Raw genomic sequence first — 17,895 nt, 5'->3', positions numbered from 1 at the left:
CGTCGCGCCCGCAACTAGGGCGGGACGCCGCGGGGCGCCACCGTCAGTTCCGCTCGGGCTGGCGGTACTGCTCGCCGATCAGGCCGATCTCGGCCATGAAGCGTCCGATCGCGATCTGGAGCGGGTAGAGCGCGGCAAGCGCCAGGCGCTGGCGCCACCCGAGAAGGACGCCTCGGATCGGCGCCGCCAGAAGCAGGCAGAGGCTCTTGCCGAGCGTGCGCAGACGGCCGGCGAGGTCGGGACGGCGGCGGTGCTCGATGATCGAGGAGAGCGCGCCGTTGCGAAGGGCCCGGGCGTTGAGCCAGCCGAAGCGCGTGCGCCGCTCGGGAACGGTCTCGAACACGAGGGCCTCGGCGCACCACGAGAAGCGGAAGCCCCGCTCGCGCATGCGGGAATAGAAGTCGCTGTCGCCGCCGCCGATGAAGTTGAAGCCCGTGTCGAGCACCGGGTCGCCGGCCGCCTCGAGGACCGCCCGGCGGATCAGGACATTGCCCGAGGACAGGAGGATCGGCACGGGACCCGAGCGCTGGTAGGGCGCGCCGAACACGGGATGACGGGCGAGCGCATGGTCGAGGCGATTCTCGATGACGGGCACCTGCGGGCCCCCCACGACATCGGCGCCGCTGCGGCCTTGTTCGGCCAGCATCCGGGCGATCCAGTCCTCGCCGGCCAGCTCGTCGTCGTCGATCACGAGGCATTGCGCCATGCGCGGAAACTCGGCGAGCGCGGTGCGGAAGCCCGCATTGTAGGCCGAACAGTTGCCACGCTCGCGGGCGACCAGCGCCAGCCCCCGGATCTCGCCCGAGGCGAGGAGCGGGCGAACCGCCTCCAGCCCCTCGCGTCCCTCGTCGTCGTTGTCCATCACGATCACGGCGGCGTGGTGCCGTCGCAGCTGCGCTTCCAGCGAGCGCAGCGTCGCCACGACCTGCGCGGGCCGCCGGAAGGTCGGCAGGATGACGACCGTCTCGCAGGTCGCGGCATCGAGACCGGGCGCGCGGATCTCGATCGGGTCCGGAAGGGGGGATGATCGGCTCATGGCCGCCATCCTCCGGCGGAAGCGATGAAGAATCGGTCAAGCAACGGGATGAAGGAGGCGTAGCCGCGACGCCGCGCTTTCGCACCGATGACTTGACGCTTTTGTAACGGCCGCCGGCTAACTCTGGGGCATCCTCGGGACAAGTTCTCCATGCGCGCTCTCTTCGTTTCATCCTGGCTGCCGGAGGCCCAGGCCGCGACCGGCTTCGAGATCGCCAACCGCGCGATCGCGCGGGGACTGGAGGCGTGCGGCGTGGAACTCGTGCCGGTGGGCTTCCGCCGGCCCGGTGCCGAGGCGCCGCGCGGTCCGCACCTGGATCTCGGCCCGTTGGCGATCGAGAACAGCGGTGCCTCGCGGGCGCGAAAGGCGGCCTGGGTCGTGCGGGCCCTGCGCTTGGGTCTCACGGTCTCTTCGGCCAAGCTGCGCGTGGTGGACGATGCGACCCTGCGGCGCCGGCTCGACGCGGTCGGGCAGGTCGACGCGGTGATCCTGTCCTCGGTCCAGATGCCGATCGCCTACCCCTTGCTGACCGGGATCGCGCCCACCGTCCTGATCGCCCACAATGTCGAGCATCTGTCGGCACGCGAGAACGCCGTGCATGCCCGCTCCCCGGTGTCGCGCCTCCTGTATGCCCGCGAGGCTCGCCTTCTGGAGCGCGGCGAAGCGTGGCTGTGCCGCGAGGCTGCGGTGGTGCATACGCTCGCGCAGGACGACGCGCGGCGCCTCGGCCTCGAGGGCGACCCGCGCGCCGTGACGCTCAGCCTCGCGACGGGCCGTGAGCGCGGGGCAGGCACAAACCCCGGCGAACCGCGCGTCGACGTCGCCATGATCGGCACCTGGAGCTGGGCGCCGAACCGCGTCGGCATGGACTGGTTTCTTCAAGAGGTCGTGCCCCGGCTTCCGCCCGACGTCACGATCGAGATCGCCGGCGTCTTCGACGGGCCCCCGCCGGCCGCGCCCCCGCAGGTCCGCTTCCGGGGCCGCGTGCCGGATGCCGCCGACTTCGTGCGCTCGAGCCGCGTCGTCGCGATCGCCACGCGCGGGGGGACCGGCGTGCAGCTCAAGACCATCGAGACGCTGGAGGAGGGGATGCCCGCCGTGGCGACGCCCGCCGCGCTGCGCGGCATCGGCGCCGTCCTGCCCGCCAACGTGCGGGTCGCGGACGATGCGGCAAGCTTTGCCGGCGCCCTTGCGGCGCTGGTGGCGGCGGTTCGCGCGGGCGAGGTGAGACGCCTCGACGGCGGCGCCTTCGCCCAGCGCCAGAACCAGGGTCTTCTGGCCGGGCTCTCCGCCGGCCTGTCCCGGCTGCGACCCGAGGCGAGCGCGGCCGGCGCCTGGGACGGGCGCGAGCGCCGGCGACGCGGCGTCGCGGCATGAGCGGCGCCCTCGTCAGCGCGCGGCCCTCGCCGTCCCGGTCGCCGACGCGGCGCGCGGCGGCGGGCCCTGATCTTTCGCGCTTCGTCCTGCGCCGCATCGGTGGGCTCTCGGTCGCGGCGGTCGACGGCGATACGGCGGTCGCCGCGGTTCTGGAGGCGATGCGCACCCGCATGGGCCTGCGCGTCACCTTTGCCAACGCGCATTGCGTTAACGTCTCGCTGGAGGACGCGGACTATCGCGAGGCCATGGAGGGAACGCTCTGCCTGCCGGACGGGATCGGGGTCGATCTCGGCTCGCGCCTGCTGTTCGGCGAGCCCTTTCCGGAAAACCTCAACGGGACCGACTTCGTGCCGCGCCTCCTTGCCGCGGCCGCCGAGCCGCTGCGCGTGGCGCTGGTGGGCGGCGAGCCGGGCGTGGCGGAACGCGCGGCCCAGCGCTTCGCGGAGCGCTTCCCGCAGCACCGCTTCACGGCGGTCTCGCACGGCTTCTTTCAGGAGGGCGACCAGGCCGAGGGCGTGGCCGCGCTTCTGCGCGCCCTGAAGCCCGATCTTCTTCTGGTCGGCCTCGGCGTGCCCCGGCAGGAGATGTTCCTGCATCGCCATGTCGGTGCGCGCGAGGCGGCGGTCGCGATGGGCGTCGGGGCGCTTCTGGACTTCACCGCCGGCAAGGTCGCGCGCGCACCCGCGCTCGTGCGGCGCCTGCGCGCCGAATGGGTCTGGCGCCTCTTGCTGGAGCCGCGGCGCCTCGCCCGGCGCTATATCCGCGGCAATCCCGCCTTTCTCCTGCGCGTCGCCCGGCAGAAGATCGCGCGCGGGACGGAGCGCTGATGCGCGTCGCCCTCGTGACGTCGAGCTATCGCGGCGACTTCGAGCGATGCCGCCTCCTGTGCGACTCGATCGACCGCTTCGTCACCGGCCATGCCGTTCATCTGATCCTGGTGGCGCGGCGCGACCTCGCGCTGTTCCGGGCCCTCGAGGGGCCGGGGCGACGGGTCGTTTGCGAGAACGAGATCCTGCCCGCCTGGCTCGTGCCCGTGCCGACCCTTTTCGGCCGGCCGCGCCGCTCGCTCTGGGTGACGCCGTTCGGCCCGCCCCTGCGCGGCTGGCACGTGCAGCAACTGCGCCGCATCGCCATGGCGGCCGCGCTCGACGAGGACGTGCTGGTCTCGCTCGATTCCGATGTGCTTTTCGTGCGGCCCTTCGCGGTGGGCTCGATGATCCACGGCGGGCGCGTATCCTTCTACCGGCGGCCCGACGCGATGCGCCAGGTCGTGACCGACGCCCTGCGGATCGAGCATGGGGAGTGGTCGCGGCGAGCGGGTCGGCTTCTCGGCATCGAGGCGCCGGCCGAGACCGAGACCGGCTACATCGCGACCCTGATCGCCTGGCGCGCCGATTCGGTGCGCGACATGCTGGCCCGCATCCGCGAGGCGACGGGCCGGTCGGCCATGCGCGCGCTGGTCGGCTCCGCCGCCCTGTCGGAATGCACGATCTACGGACGCTTCGTGGAGGAGTGCGAGGCGCGCCCCGACCGGCACGAGCCGACCGACCGGATGCTCTGCGCCGTCTACTGGATCGGGCCGCCGCTGGACGAGACGGGCGTGCGCGCCTTTCTGGACGGGCTGGAAGCCGATCAGGTGGCGGTCGGCCTCCAGTCCTTCACCGGAACGAGCCCCGACCTGATCCGTTCGGTGGTCGGTCTCTAGGAGCCTTGTCCGGACGCCGATCCGGTTGCGCTCAGGCGGCCCCGCCCACCGCCCCGAGTGCGGCGCGCCGCCCTGCGGGCGCTGCGAGCGCCGTGTAGGTCGCGGCGAAGGAAAGGGTCCAGAGCGCGGCGAAGACCGCGTTGAGGCCCGCCACCCATCCCGTCGAGCCGTCGCCCACGCCCTGCAGGAGCCATGTCAGGAGCGCGGCCTTGACGACGCCCAGAAGCGCCAGCAGTCCCGCTCGGACCGTGGTGCGCCCGCCCGCATAGAGAAGCTCGCTCTCGTATTCCACGAGGTTGCGGAAGGCAGGCACGAGGATCACGAGCGGCATCAGGGGCACGGCCTCGGCGACGTTGCCGCCCAGAAGCCGCGGCGCGAACTGCAGCACCAGCGCGAGCGCGCCCGCGCCCGCGGCCGAGACCAGCGCGATGCCGCCCTCCAGCCCGAGCCGCATGCGCCACGAGGCGAGCCAGCCCGGCGCGCGCATGATCTTCTGCACCACCATCATGTTGAACGAGCGCACCGGCAGGGCGGTGAGGTCGATGAGCCGCATGAGAAGCGCGTAGATGCCCGCCGTCTGCGGGCCACCGACCGAGAGCACCAGGAGCTTGTCGAGCTCGGACTGGAGGTAGAACAGGATCTCGGCGCCCGCGACGGACAGGCTGTCCTGCAGGCGGCGGCGGTAGAGCCGCATGTCGATGCGCAGGCGCTGGCGCGGATACAGGAACGCGATGCCCGCGAGCGCCGAGAACGCGTTGGCGGCGAGATACAGGAGCCCCCAGAACCAGAGGCCGCCGTCGTGCCCGGCGATTCGGAGGAAGACGAGCGCGGCCAATGCCTTGGCCAGCGTTCCCCCCACCACCAGGAGCGAGGCGCGGCCGAAGCGGCCGAGGCCGTTGTTGACGATGCACACGACCTCGAGCGTGCGCCAGGCGAGGACCTCGGCCGCCACGATCAGCGCGAACGGACCAGGGCCCAGATCCTCGCGGAACACCGCGAGGTAGAAGCCGGCGGCGGCGAGCGCGACCAGCGGCAGCGAGGCGACCGCCGCCAGAAGCAGCCCCGCCGTGTAGACGCCGATGAGGCGCGGGCGGGCGGCCGAGGTGCGGTAGAGCGGCGACACGAAGCCGAGGCCGAAGATGCGCGACAGGACGATGCCGGTCGCCGAGGCCGTGGCGAAGAGGCCGTAGTCGGCGACGCTCAGCGCGTTGGCGATCGCGGCGAAGTAGGCGAGCGACAAGACGAGCCGGCCGCCCGAGCCGCCGAGGAGCTTGGCGTAGTCGGCGAGAAGCTTCAGCTTCCCTTCAAATCTTTGCCTCACCATCGAGCCCATGGATGACAGCCCATCTTCCGGGCCTCGAGGAGCGTGTCCGTGATGCCCAAGACCCGCACGGCCAACGGGCCGCGCCGCTTCCCGTCTAGCAGAACGGCCTTAACGCGCCGTTCGCTTCTGGGAGGAGCCGCCGCGCTCGCCGCAACGATCGGCCCGTCCCGCGTAGCGCGGGCGGCCGCGCCCGTGCCCTTCGGCGCGGCGATCCAGTCCAACTTCTTCGACAGCGATCCCGCCTACGCCCAGGTCTTCCTGGACCGGTGCGACCTCGTCCTGCCGATGAACGAGCTGAAGTTCCCGATGCTGCGCCCCACGCGCGAGAGCTTCGAGTTCGGGCCCGCCGACCGGCTCGTCGACTGGGCGCGCTCCAACGGCAAGACCTCGCGCGGACACACCTTCGTCTGGCACGACGGCAACCCCGCGTGGCTGGAGCGGATCCGGGACCCGATCGAGGCCGAGATGGTGCTGCGCGAGCATATCCAGCGCACCGCCGGCCATTTCCGGGGGCGGCTCGAAAGCTGGGACGTCGTGAACGAGGTGATCGCCCACGAGCCGCGCGAGAGCGGCGGCCCCTTGCGCGACACGTGGTGGCTGCGCACGCTCGGGCCCCGCCATATCCCGATCGCGTTCGCCGAGGCCGCGCGCGCCGATCCGGGCGCGCGCCTCGTCGTCAACGACTACGACCTCGAGTTCCGGGGCGCGCGCTACGACGCGCGGCGGCGCGTGATGCTCGACCTCGTGCGCCAGCTGCAGGACGGGGGCCTGCGCGTCGACGCGGTCGGCATCCAGGGCCACCTCTACTCGCATTTCGAGATCGACCCGGAGGCGATGGCGCGCTTCGGGCGCGACCTGAAGACGCTCGGCGTCGGGCTTCTGGCCACCGAGATCGACGTCATCGACTTTCAGGTGCCGGGCGGACCCGAGGAGATCGACCGGGCGGCGGAGAAGGTGGTCGGCGACTTCCTGGACGGGCTGTTTGCCGGGCAGCGCCCCGAGGCCGTGATCACCTGGGGCCTGACCGACCGCTACAGCTGGGTGGGCGACGTGATGCCGCGCACCGACGGCCAGCCCGTGCGCCCGCTGCCGCTGGATGCGGACCTCGTGCCCAAGCGCTGGTACGAGCTCCTGCGCCGGCGCCTCGCACAGGCCTGAGGCGCGGCGGCCTCGCACCTGCCGCCACGCTCTGGAGGAGGGTACGTTAACCCTTTCTTTGCCATGTTGACGCAAGGTCATCGCGGGAGCCCGACCGGGGCTCGGCACCCTGTCGCGAAGGCCTGTCCATGTTCTACGAGAGCCACAGCCCGGCGCAGCCGGCCGTTGTCGCGCCGGCGGGCGGGAGGATGCCGGGCGGGCTCTTCGATCCGGTGGCGCTCTTCTCGTCGGTCTGGCGCGCGCGCTGGCTCATCGTGCTCTTCGCGCTCGCGGGAGCCGGTCTGGCGCTCGCCAGCGCCATGTCGACGCCCAAGCAGTTCACCGCCGTCAGCCGCCTCGTCCTCGACCCGCGCGACCTCAACATCGTCCAGAACGACGTCACGGTGACGCCGCAGGGCCTGTCGACCGACGCGACCCTCGCGCTGGTGGAAAGCCAGATCGCGGTCATGACCTCGGACCGCGTGCTCGGCCGCGTCATCTCGGAGGCGACGCTGACGGCCGATTCCGAGTTCAACGGAACGCGCACGAGCCTCCTCGGCGGGTTCTCGGCGGCTCTGTCGGTCTTCGGCTCGCAGGACGGCGAGGCGATGGTGCGCGACCGCGAGCTCGTGACGCTGGCCGAGTTCCGCAAGCACGTGGCGGCGGCGCGCAACCCCAACAGCTTCGTGATCGACCTCGCGGTGCGCTCCGAGGACGCCGAGAAGGCGGCGCGCCTCGCCAACCTCGTGACCGAGACCTTCATCGCCGAGCAGGGCCGCGCCCAGGCCGAGATCGCGCGCCGCGCGACACAGGCCCTGTCGTCGCGCCTGGCCGAGCTGCGCCAGCGCGTCGTCGACACGGAGGAGGCGGTCGAGACCTACAAGGCCGAGAACCGGCTGGTCGGCGTCGGCGGCAAGCTGATCGACGACGAGTACATCACGCGCATCAACAACCAGCTCGCCGACGTGCGCGCCCAGATCACGGCGCTCAACGTGCGCGCCGAGTCGCTGCGCCGCGCGAGCGTCGACGACGTGGTGGAGGGCTCGTTTCCCGAGGGCCTGAACTCCGAGTCGCTCCAGCGCCTGCGCCAGACCTACGCGGAAGCCGCCCAGAACGAGGCGCTCCTCGCCTCGCGCCTCGGCCCCCGCCACCCCCAGCGCATCGCCTCGGAAGGGGCGCTCGCCTCGGCCCGCCGTGCGATCCAGACCGAGCTCTCGCGCATCGTCGCCTCGGCCCAGACCGAGCTCGCCCGCGCCCAGGCGACCGAGCGCGACCTCACCGCGCAGATCGACACGCTGCGCTCGCGCCAGATCGAGACCAGCGGCTCCTTCGTGCGCCTGCGCGAGCTGGAGCGCGAGGTCGACGCCTCGCGCGCCGTCTACGAGGCCTATCTCCTGCGCGCCCGGCAGACCAGCGAACAGGAATCGCTCAACACCACCAACGTGCGCGTGATCTCCGACGCGAGCGTGCCGCTTCTTCCCTCCAGCCTGTCGCGCAAGGTCGTGGTCGCGGCCGGCGGCATCGCGGGCGCGGGGCTCGGCGTCGCGATCGTGCTTCTGGCCGCGATCGTCAGGGCCCTGCGCGGCCATCGCGCGCCGGCCGAGGCCCCCTCGTTCGCGATGGGGGAGGCGGCTGCCGCGCAGCTTGCCCGCGACGTCCTCAGCCACGACCGCGCCGAGACCGTCGCCGAGCACGGGCCGGCGGGTGCGAGCGAACCTGCCGAAACCCGGCCGGCACCGGTCGGCGCGGGCTGGGAACTGCGCGGCACGAGCGCGGCCGAGCCCTCCGACGCGATTGGCCGCGACCTGCCGTCGCCCTCGACCGACGCCTCCGCCGATCTGGCCGCCCACCCGCACGAGGAAGAGACCGCCGAAGCGGACGAGGACGGTGCCTCCCGGGAGCACGCCGTCGACGACGGCCCGTCCGAGGACGAGCTGGAGCGCCGGCGCGACGCGCTGCGCGAGCGCATCCGCGCGCTGGGTGCCGCGCGCCGCGCGCAGGCCGACAAGGCGCCCGAGGGCGAGGGGACGGCCGATCAGCCGGACGCGGGGCCGTCCGCCCCCGAGGGCGCGCGCGAGCGCGTCAGCCTGCGCCTGGCGGCCCTGCGCCGCCGCCGCCTGGAGGGTGCCGGGTCCTGACGCGCCTGCAGCGGGCGATCCCCAGGAATTGCGTCTCCGCGGCGCTCGTGCCGCCCTTGTGAGGTGCGTTCCGGCTTGCGCCGGCGTTCCTGAACCGCTTCACTCGCCCTAGTTCACCGGCATCGAGCCGTCGCACCCCCGCTGATCCGGCGCAGGGGCGAGCGATGGTGCTGCCGGGTCGACCCCGGCCAACGGGGCGACAGCCAAGGGGAGGACACATGACGACCAGCAACATGCGCCGGTTCGCGGCCGTTCTGGCGACGGGGCTCGCGCTGGCGGGCACGCCCGCGATGGCCGAGGAGCTGTCGATCGTGCTCGGCTCGATCGGCAAGGACGTCGAGGAGATGCGCACGCAGCTCGACGCCTTCCAGAAGGCGAGCGGCCACACGGTCAAGATCGTCACCATGCCGGCCTCGACCTCGGACCAGTTCGGCCAGTACCGGCTCTGGCTCTCGGCCGGCAACAAGGACATCGACGTCTACCGCACCGACGTGATCTGGGCGCCGCAGCTCGCCAGCAACTTCATGGACCTCACCGAGGCGATGAAGGACGTGGTGGGCCAGCACAACCCCTCCGTGGTCGCCTCGCAGACGGTGGACGGCAAGCTCGTCGCCATGCCGCTCTACGCCGACGCGCCGGCTCTCTATTATCGCAAGGACCTCCTGGAGAAGTACGGCAAGCCGGTTCCCAAGACCTGGGCCGAGCTGACCGAGACCGCCAAGGCCGTGCAGGACGGCGAGCGGCAGGCCGGCAACGCGCAGATGAACGGCTTCGTGTTCCAGGGCGCGGCCTACGAGGGCCTGACCTGCGACGCGCTGGAATGGGTCGCCTCGAACGGCGGCGGCCAGATCGTGGACGCGGACGGCAACATCACCGTCAACAACCCCAAGGCCGCAGAGGCGCTCGACATGGCCAAGGGCTGGGTCGGCACGATCGCGCCCGCCGGCGTGCTCGGCTACATGGAGGAGGAGTCGCGCGGCGTCTGGCAGACCGGCAACGCCGTCTTCATGCGCAACTGGCCCTATGCCTACCCTCTCGCCAACGGCGACGACTCGCCCATCAAGGGCAAGTTCGACGCAGCGCCCCTTCCCGCGGGCGCGGGCGGCAACTCGGCTGCGTGCCTCGGCGGCTGGAACCTCGCGGTCTCGAACTTTTCCGAGCACAAGCAGGCGGCGGTGGATCTGGTGAAGTTCCTCACCTCCGCCGAGTCGCAGAAGGCGCGCGCGCTCGGCACCGCCCGCCTGCCCACGATCCCCGCGCTCTACGAGGATCCCGAGATCGCGCAGAAGCAGCCGCTGGTGGCCAAGTGGAAGACCGTGTTCGAGAACGCCACGGCACGCCCTTCCGCCCCCACCAAGGGCAAGTACAACGAGGTCTCGCAGCAGTTCTGGACGGCGGCCAACAAGACCTTGTCCGGCCAGGGCACGGCGGCGGCCAACCTCGATGCGCTGGAGAAGCAGCTGCGCCGGCTGAAGCGCAGCGAGTGGTGAGATCGCCGGGGCCGCGCTGAGCGGCCCCGGACCCGCCCCAGGGGCCGCTCGCATCCGGTCGGCCGTCCGCTCCTTCGAGGCAGTCCATGGCCAACGTCTCGCTCGGCGTCCCGCCGACACAATCCGCCCTCGAGGCCGAGGCGCCGGCATGCGTGCGCTCGGCGCTGAACCGGCAGCGCCGCCGCGCCGCCTGGCTCTTCCTCCTGCCGATGCTGCTCGTTCTGCTGCTGGTCGCCGCTTGGCCGCTCGCCCAGACGATCCGCTTCTCGCTCACCGATGCCAAGCTCGGCGATCTTGCGGGCGCCGAGTTCGTGGGCCTGCGCAACTACTACGAATGGGTGGACTACGGCGACGGCGAGGGCGAGGCCTTCGGGCTCCTGGTCGATCCCGTCTGGTGGCAGGCCGTGTGGAACACGGTGCGCTACACGCTGATCTCGGTGTCGATCGAGACGGTGCTCGGCCTCGTCTTCGCGCTCGTGCTCAATGCCGAGTTCCGCGGCCGGGCGCTGGTGCGCGCCGCCGTCCTCATCCCCTGGGCCATTCCCACCATCGTCTCGGCCAAGATGTGGGCCTGGATGATGAACGACCAGTTCGGCATCCTCAACGACATGCTCCTGCGCGTCGGGCTGATCTCGGCGCCGATCGCCTGGACCGCCTCGCCCGACACGGCGATGATCGCGGTGATCATCGTGGACGTCTGGAAGACGACGCCCTTCATGGCGCTCCTGATCCTGGCGGGCCTCCAGATGGTGCCGGGCGACGTCTACGAGGCGGCGAGGATCGACGGCGTGAACCCGGTCAAGGTCTTCTTCCGCGTGACGCTGCCACTCATCCGCCCGGCGATCCTGGTGGCGGTGATCTTCCGCGCGCTCGACGCGCTGCGCGTCTTCGACCTCATCTACGTGCTGACGCCCAACAACGCTGACACCAAGACCATGAGCGTCTACGCGCAGGAGAACCTCTTCCAGTTCGACAACTTCGCCCAAGGCTCGGCCGCCTCGACCATGCTCTTCCTGGTGATCGCGATGATCACGCTCCTCTACATCAGGACCGCCCGGCTCAACCTCGAAGGGGGAGAGGGCCGATGACCGCCCGAACGCTCCAGCGCACCGCCGGCAACGTCGGCTTCTACGCCCTCGTGGTCGCCATCGTCCTGTTCTCGGTGTTTCCGTTCTACTACGCGATCCTGACCTCGCTGAAGTCGGGCACCGACCTCTTCCGCATCGACTACCTGCCGCGCGCCTTCAGCCTCGTGAACTACGAGAACGTGCTGACGTCGGGCACCTTCCTGCGCAACGTCCTGAACTCGGTGATCGTCGCCTTCTCGGTGGTCGCCATCTCGCTGTTCCTGGCCGTGACGGCGTCCTACGCCCTGTCGCGCGTGTCGTTCCGGGGCAGGGGGCTGCTGCTGCTCACCATCCTCGCGGTCTCGATGTTTCCGCAGATCGCGGTGCTGGCGGGGCTCTTCGAGATGATCCGCTCGCTCGGGCTCTACAACACGCTCTTCTCGCTCGTCTTCGCCTACATGATCTTCACCCTGCCGTTCACGGTCTGGGTGCTCACCACCTTCATGCGCGACCTGCCGGTGGAGATCGAGGAGGCGGCGATCGTGGACGGCGCCTCGCCCTTCACGATCATCCGCCGCGTCTTCCTTCCGCTCATGTGGCCGGCGCTGGTGACGACGGGGCTTCTTGCCTTCATCGCGGCCTGGAACGAGTTCCTGTTCGCGCTGACCTTCGTCGCCAACAACGAGACGCGCACCGTGCCGGTCGCGATCGCCCTCCTGTCGGGCGCCTCGGAGCAGGAGACGCCCTGGGGCACGATCATGGCGGCCTCCGTCGTGGTCACCGTGCCGCTCATCGTCCTCGTGCTCGTGTTCCAGCGCAAGATCATCTCGGGCCTCACCGCCGGCGGCGTGAAGGGCTGAGCGCCCGGTACCGCCGATCCTCCGGCGTCTTTCAAGGAGTCGACCCATGGCCAATCTGAAGCTGACGGGCGTGCGCAAGAGCTACGGCGCGGTGGACGTCCTGCACGGCATCGACCTCGACATCCGCTCGGGCGAGTTCGTGGTGTTCGTCGGCCCGTCGGGCTGCGGCAAGTCCACGCTCCTGCGCGTGATCGCGGGACTGGAGGAGATCACCGGCGGCACGATGACGATCGACGGGCGCGTGGTGAACGCCGAGAGCCCCAAGCAGCGCGGCATCGCCATGGTGTTCCAGTCCTACGCGCTCTACCCGCACATGACGGTCTACGACAACATGGCCTTCGGCCTGACGCTGGAGAAGGGAACGCCAAAGTCCGAGATCGACCGGCGCGTGCGCCACGCCGCCTCGATCCTCCAGCTCGAGCCCTATCTGGAGCGCCTGCCCAAGGCGCTGTCGGGCGGCCAGCGCCAGCGCGTCGCGATCGGGCGCGCCATCACGCGCGACCCGAAGATCTTCCTGTTCGACGAGCCCCTGTCGAACCTCGACGCGGCGCTGCGCGTCCAGACCCGCATCGAGATCGCGCGCCTCCACGAGCGGATGCACGGCACGACCATGATCTACGTCACCCACGACCAGGTGGAGGCGATGACGCTGGCCGACCGGATCGTGGTGCTGAACGGGGGGCGCGTCGAGCAGGTGGGCCGCCCGCTCGACCTCTACGCCGACCCCGACAACCTCTTCGTCGCGCGCTTCATCGGCTCGCCCGCCATGAACATCCTGCCGGTGGAGGGCGAGGGGGCCGGACGCCTGCGGCTCGGCCCTGCCGGGTCGATCGCCGTGACACCGGGCTCCAGGCTCCATCTCGGCGTCCGGCCGGAGGACCTGCGCCTCGTCGACGACGCCGCGCGGGCGCTGGTCTCGGGCACCGTCACGCTGGTCGAGCCGCTCGGCGAGGTGACGCTGGTCTACGTGGATCTAGGGGACGGGGGCGAGCCGCTCGTCGCCAAGCTGCCGGGCGCCGTGCACCTGGAGCGCGGCACGAGCGTGCATCTTGCCGCCGAGCCCGCCGCGCTGCGCCTCTTCGACGAGGCCGGCCACGCCGTGCGGGCCGAGCGCCGCGCGGCGGCCTGACGCGTCTCACGCCTCCGGCGGCGCGATGAGGCGGGGCGATGCGCCGGCCTCTCCGATCAGCGCCGGCTCGCGGCGCGAGCGCGCGAATTCCGGCACGATATGGGCGAGGAGCTCCACCGCGCGGGCACCGTCGCCCTCGCCGAGGCCCTGCGCCAGCGTCTCGAAGTTGCGCCGCAGGAAGCCGAGGTCGGAGACGCGCGAGCGCGCGATGCGCAAGCCCGCCCGGCCCGTCGGCTCCACGGTCTCGCCCTCGCCGAACAGCTCCTCGAACAGCTTCTCGCCGGGGCGCAGGCCCGTGTACTCGATCGCGATGTCCTCGTGCGGACGCAGGCCCGCGAGCTGGATCAGCCGCTCGGCGAGCTCGCGGATGAGGATCGGCTCGCCCATGTCGAGAACGAAGATCTGCCCGCGCGCGGCTTGCGTGCCGAGCCCGTGGCCCGCCGCGTGGAGGATGAGGCGCGAGGCCTCGGGAATCGTCATGAAGAAGCGCGTGATGTCGGGATGGGTGACGGTGAGCGGCCCGCCGCGCTCCAGCTGCGAGCGGAACAGCGGGATCACCGAGCCGGCCGAGCCCATGACGTTGCCGAAGCGCACCGTCATGAAGCGCGTCTGGTTCTGCGACAGGTCGAGCGCCTGGCAGTAGGCCTCCGCCGCGCGCTTGGTCGCGCCCATCACGTTGGTCGGGTTCACGGCCTTGTCGGTCGAGACCATGACCATGGCGAGCGCGCCGCAGCCGAGCGCCGCGTCGGCCACGTTGCGCGAGCCGATGACGTTGGTCTCGATGCCCTCGATCGGGTTCTCCTCCACGATCGGCACGTGCTTGAGGGCGGCGGCGTGGAAGACGACCTCGGGGCGGAACTCGGCGAAGAGACGCGCGACCCGCTCGCCGCGTCGCACGTCGAGGATGCGCTCCTCGCGCGGCACATGGGGGTGCTGGTCGCCCATCCGGCGGCCGATCGAGTAGAGGTTGAACTCCGAGGCGTCGATCAGCAGCATGGCGGCCGGCTCGAAGCTCGCGATCTGGTTGACGAGCTCGGAGCCGATCGAGCCGCCCGCGCCCGTCACCGCGATGCGCCGTCCGCGAATGAGGCGCGCGACCTCGTCGACGTCGAGCGCGATCTCGGTGCGGCCGAGAAGGTCCTCCAGCGAGACGGGCAGCGTCTCGATCGGCCGGTCGCCGTCGACGCCATCGGCGCGCGAGATGTCGGGCAGGCGCTTGACGGCGATCTTGAGGGGCGCGGCGCCTTCCACGATCTCGGCGAGCTCGCGGGGGCTGAGATGGGGCTCGGTGACGATGAGCTGGGTGACCGGCGTCGCCCCGTGCTCTGCCTGCCGCGCGATGGCGGGCAGGTCGGCGAGCGAGCCGAGGACGCGCAGCCCATGGAGCTGGCGGCGCCGGTTCTTCGCCCGGCGGTCGATCAGGCCGATGATGTGGACCGGCGTATGCGAGCGGCGCGCGTTGCGGATGAAGAGGTCGGCATTGTCGTTGAAGCCGTAGAGGAGGACGTGCTCGCCGCGCCCGCCCTTGAGTCCGGCGGCCAGCCCGTCGGACAGGCCGCGCTCCTTGTAGAGCCGGTAGGCGAGGCGCGGGCCGCCGAGCGCCACGATCATGATGAACCAGGTCATCACCACGGCCGAGCGCGGCAGGTACTCGCCCCGGAACAGGATGAAGTTGGCGATCAGGAAGACGACGTTGACGGCGGTCACCGCCTTCACGATCGACACGACGTCGAGCAGCGAGGCGTAGCGCCACGCGCCGCTGTTGAGCGAGAAGAGCGGGAAGATCAATGCGGAAAGAAGCGTGAAGGCGCCGATCAGCGCGATCGGCTGCCAGCTATAGGTGAGCGGCGCGAAACCGAAGGCGAGGCCGAGCGAGAGCGTGATGGCGAGCGCCGCGACGAGAACGTCGTGGACGATGCCGAAAGAGCGCAGGGATCCGCGCGGCAGGCGGGGAAGACGGGACACGCGCGCGGCACACTCCAAATGGCAACGGGCCGGTCGCGCACGGCAACCAGCCCGTCCGGTTCTATCCCAGGCGCATGGGAGGCGTCAAAAGACGCTGGCGCCCGCGTCCGCCGTGCCCACCATGCGGCGGAACACGGTGAAGAGCTCGCGCCCCATGCCGGCCTCGTTGGCCGAGAGGTCGGCCGTGGCGGGCGGGCGGGCCGTGAGCTCGGCCTCGTCCACCAGGATCTCGAGCCGCCCCGTCTCGCCGTCGAGGCGGATCATGTCACCCTCGCGGATGCGGGCGATCGTGCCGCCGTCCACCGCCTCGGGCGTCACGTGGATCGCGGCCGGGATCTTGCCGGACGCCCCCGACATGCGCCCGTCGGTGACGAGCGCGACGCGCTGGCCCCGGTCCTGGAGGACGCCCAGCGTCGGGGTGAGCTTGTGAAGCTCGGGCATGCCGTTGGAGCGGGGGCCCTGGAAGCGCACGACGGCCACGAAGTCGCCGACAAGCTCGCCCGCCTTGAAGGCGGCCTGCAGCGCGTCCTGGCTCTCGAAGACGCGCGCGGGCGCCTCGACCACGCGGCGCTCGGGCTTGACCGCCGAGACCTTGATCACGGCGCGGCCCATGTTGCCCTTCAGGACGCGCAGGCCCCCTTCCGCCGAGAAGGGCGCGTCGGCGGTGGCCAGCACGCGCGGGTCGCCGCTGGCCGTGGGGGCGGGCACGCGCTCGACGCCGTGCCCGTCGGCGGAAAGGCGCGCCTCCACCGTGTAGCCGCGCAGGCCCGTGCCCCAGCTGGTCGCCACGTCGTCGTGGAGCAGGCCGTGGTCGAGGAGCTCGCGGATCAGGAAGCCCATGCCGCCGGCGGCGTGGAAGTGGTTCACGTCGGCCAGGCCGTTGGGATAGACGCGCGCGAGCAGCGGCGTCGTGTCGGAGAGGTCCGAGATGTCCTGCCAGGTCAGCTGGATGCCGGCGGCGGCGGCCATCGCGACGAGATGCATCGTGTGGTTGGTGGAGCCGCCGGTGGCATGGAGGCCGACGACGCCGTTGACGACGGCCCGCTCGTCCACCACGAGGCCGACCGGCGTGTACTCGTTGCCCTGCGCGGTGATGGCGAGCGCGCGGCGCGTCGCCTCGCGCGTCAGCGCGTCGCGCAAGGGGGTGCCGGGGTTCACGAACGAGGAGCCGGGCGTGTGGAGGCCCATGATCTCCATCAGCATCTGGTTGGAGTTGGCCGTGCCGTAGAAGGTGCAGGTGCCGGGGCCGTGGTAGCTCTTGGACTCGGCCTCCAGCAGCTCGGCCCGGCCGACCTTGCCTTCCGCGTAGAGCTGGCGCACGCGCGCCTTTTCGTCGTTCGGCAAACCGCTCGTCATGGGGCCGGCGGGCACGAAGATCGCCGGCAGGTGGCCGAAGGCGAGCGCCCCGATCACGAGGCCCGGCACGATCTTGTCGCAGACGCCGAGGTAGAGCGCGGCGTCGAACATGTCGTGGGACAAGCCCACCGCGGTCGCCATGGCGATCACGTCCCGCGAGAAGAGCGACAGCTCCATGCCGGTCTGGCCTTGCGTCACGCCATCGCACATGGCCGGCACGCCGCCCGCGACCTGCGCGGTCGCGCCCATCTCGCGCGCCACCTGACGGATCATCTCCGGATAGGTCTCGAACGGCTGGTGGGCCGAGAGCATGTCGTTATAGGCGGTGATGATGCCGAGGTTCAGCGTGCGGTCGCCGGTCAGCCGCTCCTTGTCCACCGGGCCGCAGGCGGCGAAACCATGGGCGAGGTTGCCGCAGTTGAGCCGGGCGCGCTGCGGGCCCTTGGAGGCGCCCGCCGCCTTGAGGCGGGCGAGATAGGGCTCGCGGGTGGCGCGCGAGCGCTCGCGGATGCGGTCGGTGATGTCCTCGATGCGGCGGTCGGCGGTCATGGGTCGGCGTCCTTCAAGGGGCCCCGGCGCGCCGTGGCGCGCCCAGGCTTCGGCCGGGCGCTCAGGGCGCCCAGAAGAGTTCGATCGGCGTCTGGCGTTCGAGCCGGAAGACGGCGCGAACCGGCATCTCGGCCGGATCGGTGCCGGCCAGCGCCCGCTCCAGCGTCTCCCGCTTGTTGTCGCCCTCGATATGGACGGCGAGAAGGCGGGCGTCGGCGAGACGCGAGAGCGTGAGGGTTATGCGCGGCTCGGCGGCGCCGGGCGCGCGCATCGGCACGACGGCGGCCGGATCGGCGAGGTCGATCGCCTGCGCCAGCCGGTCGCCGCCCGGAAAGAAGGAGGCGGTGTGACCGTCGTCGCCCATGCCCAGCACCACGACGTCGAAGGGCCGGGGCAGAGCGGCGAAGCGGCGCGACAGCGAGGCTTGCGCCTCGTCCGCGCTCTCGCCCTCCTGGAAGAAGAACTCGGTCCGCGCGGCGCTCGCGGGGCCCTGCAGGAGGTTCTCGCGGACGAGTCGGGCGTTGGAGCGCTCGCTCGTCTCGGGAACCCAGCGCTCGTCCACCAGCACCACGGTCACGCGGCTCCAGTCGATCGCGGCCTGCGAGAGGTGCCGGAAGAAGAGCCGGGGGGTCGAGCCGCCGGACACGGCCAGGAGCGCCTGCCCGTTGGTCGCGATGCCGCCCGCCAGGACGGCGGCGACGCCCGCCGCCAGCGCCTCGGCCAGCGCCTCGCGCGTGTCGTATTCGTGGCGCTTCAGCATCC

General features: G+C 71.5%; 14 protein-coding genes. 9 read left to right on the top strand and 5 right to left on the bottom strand.

Annotation, left to right across the window (positions count from 1 at the left end; genetic code table 11):
• Positions 1–43: 43 nt before the first annotated feature.
• The gene (locus AUL35_RS15335; protein ID WP_062016274.1) at positions 44–1,036 is read right to left on the bottom strand and encodes a glycosyltransferase family 2 protein; all 993 of its coding nucleotides are present in this window, start codon (positions 1,034–1,036) and stop codon (positions 44–46) included.
• Positions 1,037–1,186: 150 nt separating this feature from the next.
• On the opposite strand from AUL35_RS15335, the gene AUL35_RS15330 reads away from it, so the two are divergent.
• The 3 genes from AUL35_RS15330 to AUL35_RS15320 are packed head-to-tail and all read left to right on the top strand — an operon-like array spanning position 1,187 to position 4,118.
• Positions 1,187–2,413 (top strand): glycosyltransferase family 4 protein, encoded by a 1,227-nt coding sequence (locus AUL35_RS15330; protein ID WP_062016272.1) that lies wholly within the window; start codon positions 1,187–1,189, stop codon positions 2,411–2,413.
• A complete protein-coding gene (locus AUL35_RS15325; protein ID WP_082666367.1) occupies positions 2,410–3,240 on the top strand; it encodes a WecB/TagA/CpsF family glycosyltransferase in 831 nt (276 codons plus the stop codon). Before AUL35_RS15330 ends, AUL35_RS15325 begins: the two co-directional genes overlap by 4 nt.
• A complete protein-coding gene (locus tag AUL35_RS15320; RefSeq protein WP_062016270.1) occupies positions 3,240–4,118 on the top strand; it encodes a DUF6492 family protein in 879 nt (292 codons plus the stop codon). Before AUL35_RS15325 ends, AUL35_RS15320 begins: the two co-directional genes overlap by 1 nt.
• A 31-nt stretch (positions 4,119–4,149) precedes the next feature.
• Here the strand turns inward: AUL35_RS15320 and AUL35_RS15315 are convergent, their stop codons facing one another.
• Entirely contained in the window at positions 4,150–5,451 is a 1,302-nt protein-coding gene (locus AUL35_RS15315; RefSeq protein ID WP_062016268.1) for a lipopolysaccharide biosynthesis protein, read from the bottom strand.
• Between the two features lie 42 nt (positions 5,452–5,493).
• Here AUL35_RS15315 and AUL35_RS15310 point away from each other — a divergent pair, with 42 nt between their 5' ends.
• The 6 genes from AUL35_RS15310 (at position 5,494) to AUL35_RS15285 (ending at position 13,263) form a co-directional block, all read left to right on the top strand.
• The gene (locus AUL35_RS15310) at positions 5,494–6,600 is read left to right on the top strand and encodes an endo-1,4-beta-xylanase (protein ID WP_062016267.1); all 1,107 of its coding nucleotides are present in this window, start codon (positions 5,494–5,496) and stop codon (positions 6,598–6,600) included.
• Between the two features lie 128 nt (positions 6,601–6,728).
• Entirely contained in the window at positions 6,729–8,717 is a 1,989-nt protein-coding gene (locus AUL35_RS15305; RefSeq protein ID WP_062016265.1) for a GumC family protein, read from the top strand.
• 233 nt (positions 8,718–8,950) lie between these two features.
• A complete protein-coding gene (locus AUL35_RS15300; protein ID WP_062016343.1) occupies positions 8,951–10,207 on the top strand; it encodes an ABC transporter substrate-binding protein in 1,257 nt (418 codons plus the stop codon).
• Between the two features lie 86 nt (positions 10,208–10,293).
• A complete protein-coding gene (locus tag AUL35_RS15295) occupies positions 10,294–11,295 on the top strand; it encodes a carbohydrate ABC transporter permease (protein ID WP_062016264.1) in 1,002 nt (333 codons plus the stop codon).
• Positions 11,292–12,134 carry a carbohydrate ABC transporter permease gene (locus tag AUL35_RS15290; protein ID WP_062016262.1) on the top strand — a complete coding sequence of 281 codons (843 nt, stop codon included), beginning with the start codon at positions 11,292–11,294 and terminating at the stop codon, positions 12,132–12,134. The genes AUL35_RS15295 and AUL35_RS15290 overlap by 4 nt, the downstream gene beginning before the upstream one ends.
• 46 nt (positions 12,135–12,180) lie before the next feature.
• On the top strand, positions 12,181–13,263 hold the full coding sequence (locus tag AUL35_RS15285) for an ABC transporter ATP-binding protein (protein WP_062016260.1): 1,083 nt from the start codon (positions 12,181–12,183) through the stop codon (positions 13,261–13,263).
• Positions 13,264–13,269: 6 nt separating this feature from the next.
• On the opposite strand, the gene AUL35_RS15280 is transcribed toward AUL35_RS15285, so the two are convergent.
• From AUL35_RS15280 to pgl, 3 genes are all read right to left on the bottom strand, one after another.
• Entirely contained in the window at positions 13,270–15,228 is a 1,959-nt protein-coding gene (locus tag AUL35_RS15280) for a nucleoside-diphosphate sugar epimerase/dehydratase (RefSeq protein WP_244493791.1), read from the bottom strand.
• A gap of 84 nt (positions 15,229–15,312) precedes the next feature.
• Complete coding sequence (edd, locus tag AUL35_RS15275) at positions 15,313–17,133, bottom strand: phosphogluconate dehydratase (RefSeq protein ID WP_062016257.1); 1,821 nt, start codon at positions 17,131–17,133, stop codon at positions 15,313–15,315.
• A gap of 61 nt (positions 17,134–17,194) precedes the next feature.
• Entirely contained in the window at positions 17,195–17,893 is a 699-nt protein-coding gene (gene pgl / locus AUL35_RS15270; RefSeq protein WP_062016255.1) for a 6-phosphogluconolactonase, read from the bottom strand.
• Positions 17,894–17,895: the final 2 nt, after the last annotated feature.

It is taken from the genome of Aureimonas sp. AU4 (assembly GCF_001463765.1).
Lineage (GTDB): Bacteria > Pseudomonadota > Alphaproteobacteria > Rhizobiales > Rhizobiaceae > Aureimonas.
This window is presented reverse-complemented; position numbering and strand designations above follow the sequence as displayed.

What these genes read in the sequence shown, in the direction of transcription:
- AUL35_RS15335 (WP_062016274.1), bottom strand. Translation starts at nt 1,036, where the DNA reads ATGAGCCGATCATCCCCCCTTCCGGACCCGATCGAGATCCGCGCGCCC.
- AUL35_RS15330 (WP_062016272.1), top strand. Translation starts at nt 1,187, where the DNA reads ATGCGCGCTCTCTTCGTTTCATCCTGGCTGCCGGAGGCCCAGGCCGCG.
- AUL35_RS15325 (WP_082666367.1), top strand. Translation starts at nt 2,410, where the DNA reads ATGAGCGGCGCCCTCGTCAGCGCGCGGCCCTCGCCGTCCCGGTCGCCG.
- AUL35_RS15320 (WP_062016270.1), top strand. Translation starts at nt 3,240, where the DNA reads ATGCGCGTCGCCCTCGTGACGTCGAGCTATCGCGGCGACTTCGAGCGA.
- AUL35_RS15315 (WP_062016268.1), bottom strand. Translation starts at nt 5,451, where the DNA reads ATGGGCTCGATGGTGAGGCAAAGATTTGAAGGGAAGCTGAAGCTTCTC.
- AUL35_RS15310 (WP_062016267.1), top strand. Translation starts at nt 5,494, where the DNA reads ATGCCCAAGACCCGCACGGCCAACGGGCCGCGCCGCTTCCCGTCTAGC.
- AUL35_RS15305 (WP_062016265.1), top strand. Translation starts at nt 6,729, where the DNA reads ATGTTCTACGAGAGCCACAGCCCGGCGCAGCCGGCCGTTGTCGCGCCG.
- AUL35_RS15300 (WP_062016343.1), top strand. Translation starts at nt 8,951, where the DNA reads ATGCGCCGGTTCGCGGCCGTTCTGGCGACGGGGCTCGCGCTGGCGGGC.
- AUL35_RS15295 (WP_062016264.1), top strand. Translation starts at nt 10,294, where the DNA reads ATGGCCAACGTCTCGCTCGGCGTCCCGCCGACACAATCCGCCCTCGAG.
- AUL35_RS15290 (WP_062016262.1), top strand. Translation starts at nt 11,292, where the DNA reads ATGACCGCCCGAACGCTCCAGCGCACCGCCGGCAACGTCGGCTTCTAC.
- AUL35_RS15285 (WP_062016260.1), top strand. Translation starts at nt 12,181, where the DNA reads ATGGCCAATCTGAAGCTGACGGGCGTGCGCAAGAGCTACGGCGCGGTG.
- edd (WP_062016257.1), bottom strand. Translation starts at nt 17,133, where the DNA reads ATGACCGCCGACCGCCGCATCGAGGACATCACCGACCGCATCCGCGAG.
- pgl (WP_062016255.1), bottom strand. Translation starts at nt 17,893, where the DNA reads ATGCTGAAGCGCCACGAATACGACACGCGCGAGGCGCTGGCCGAGGCG.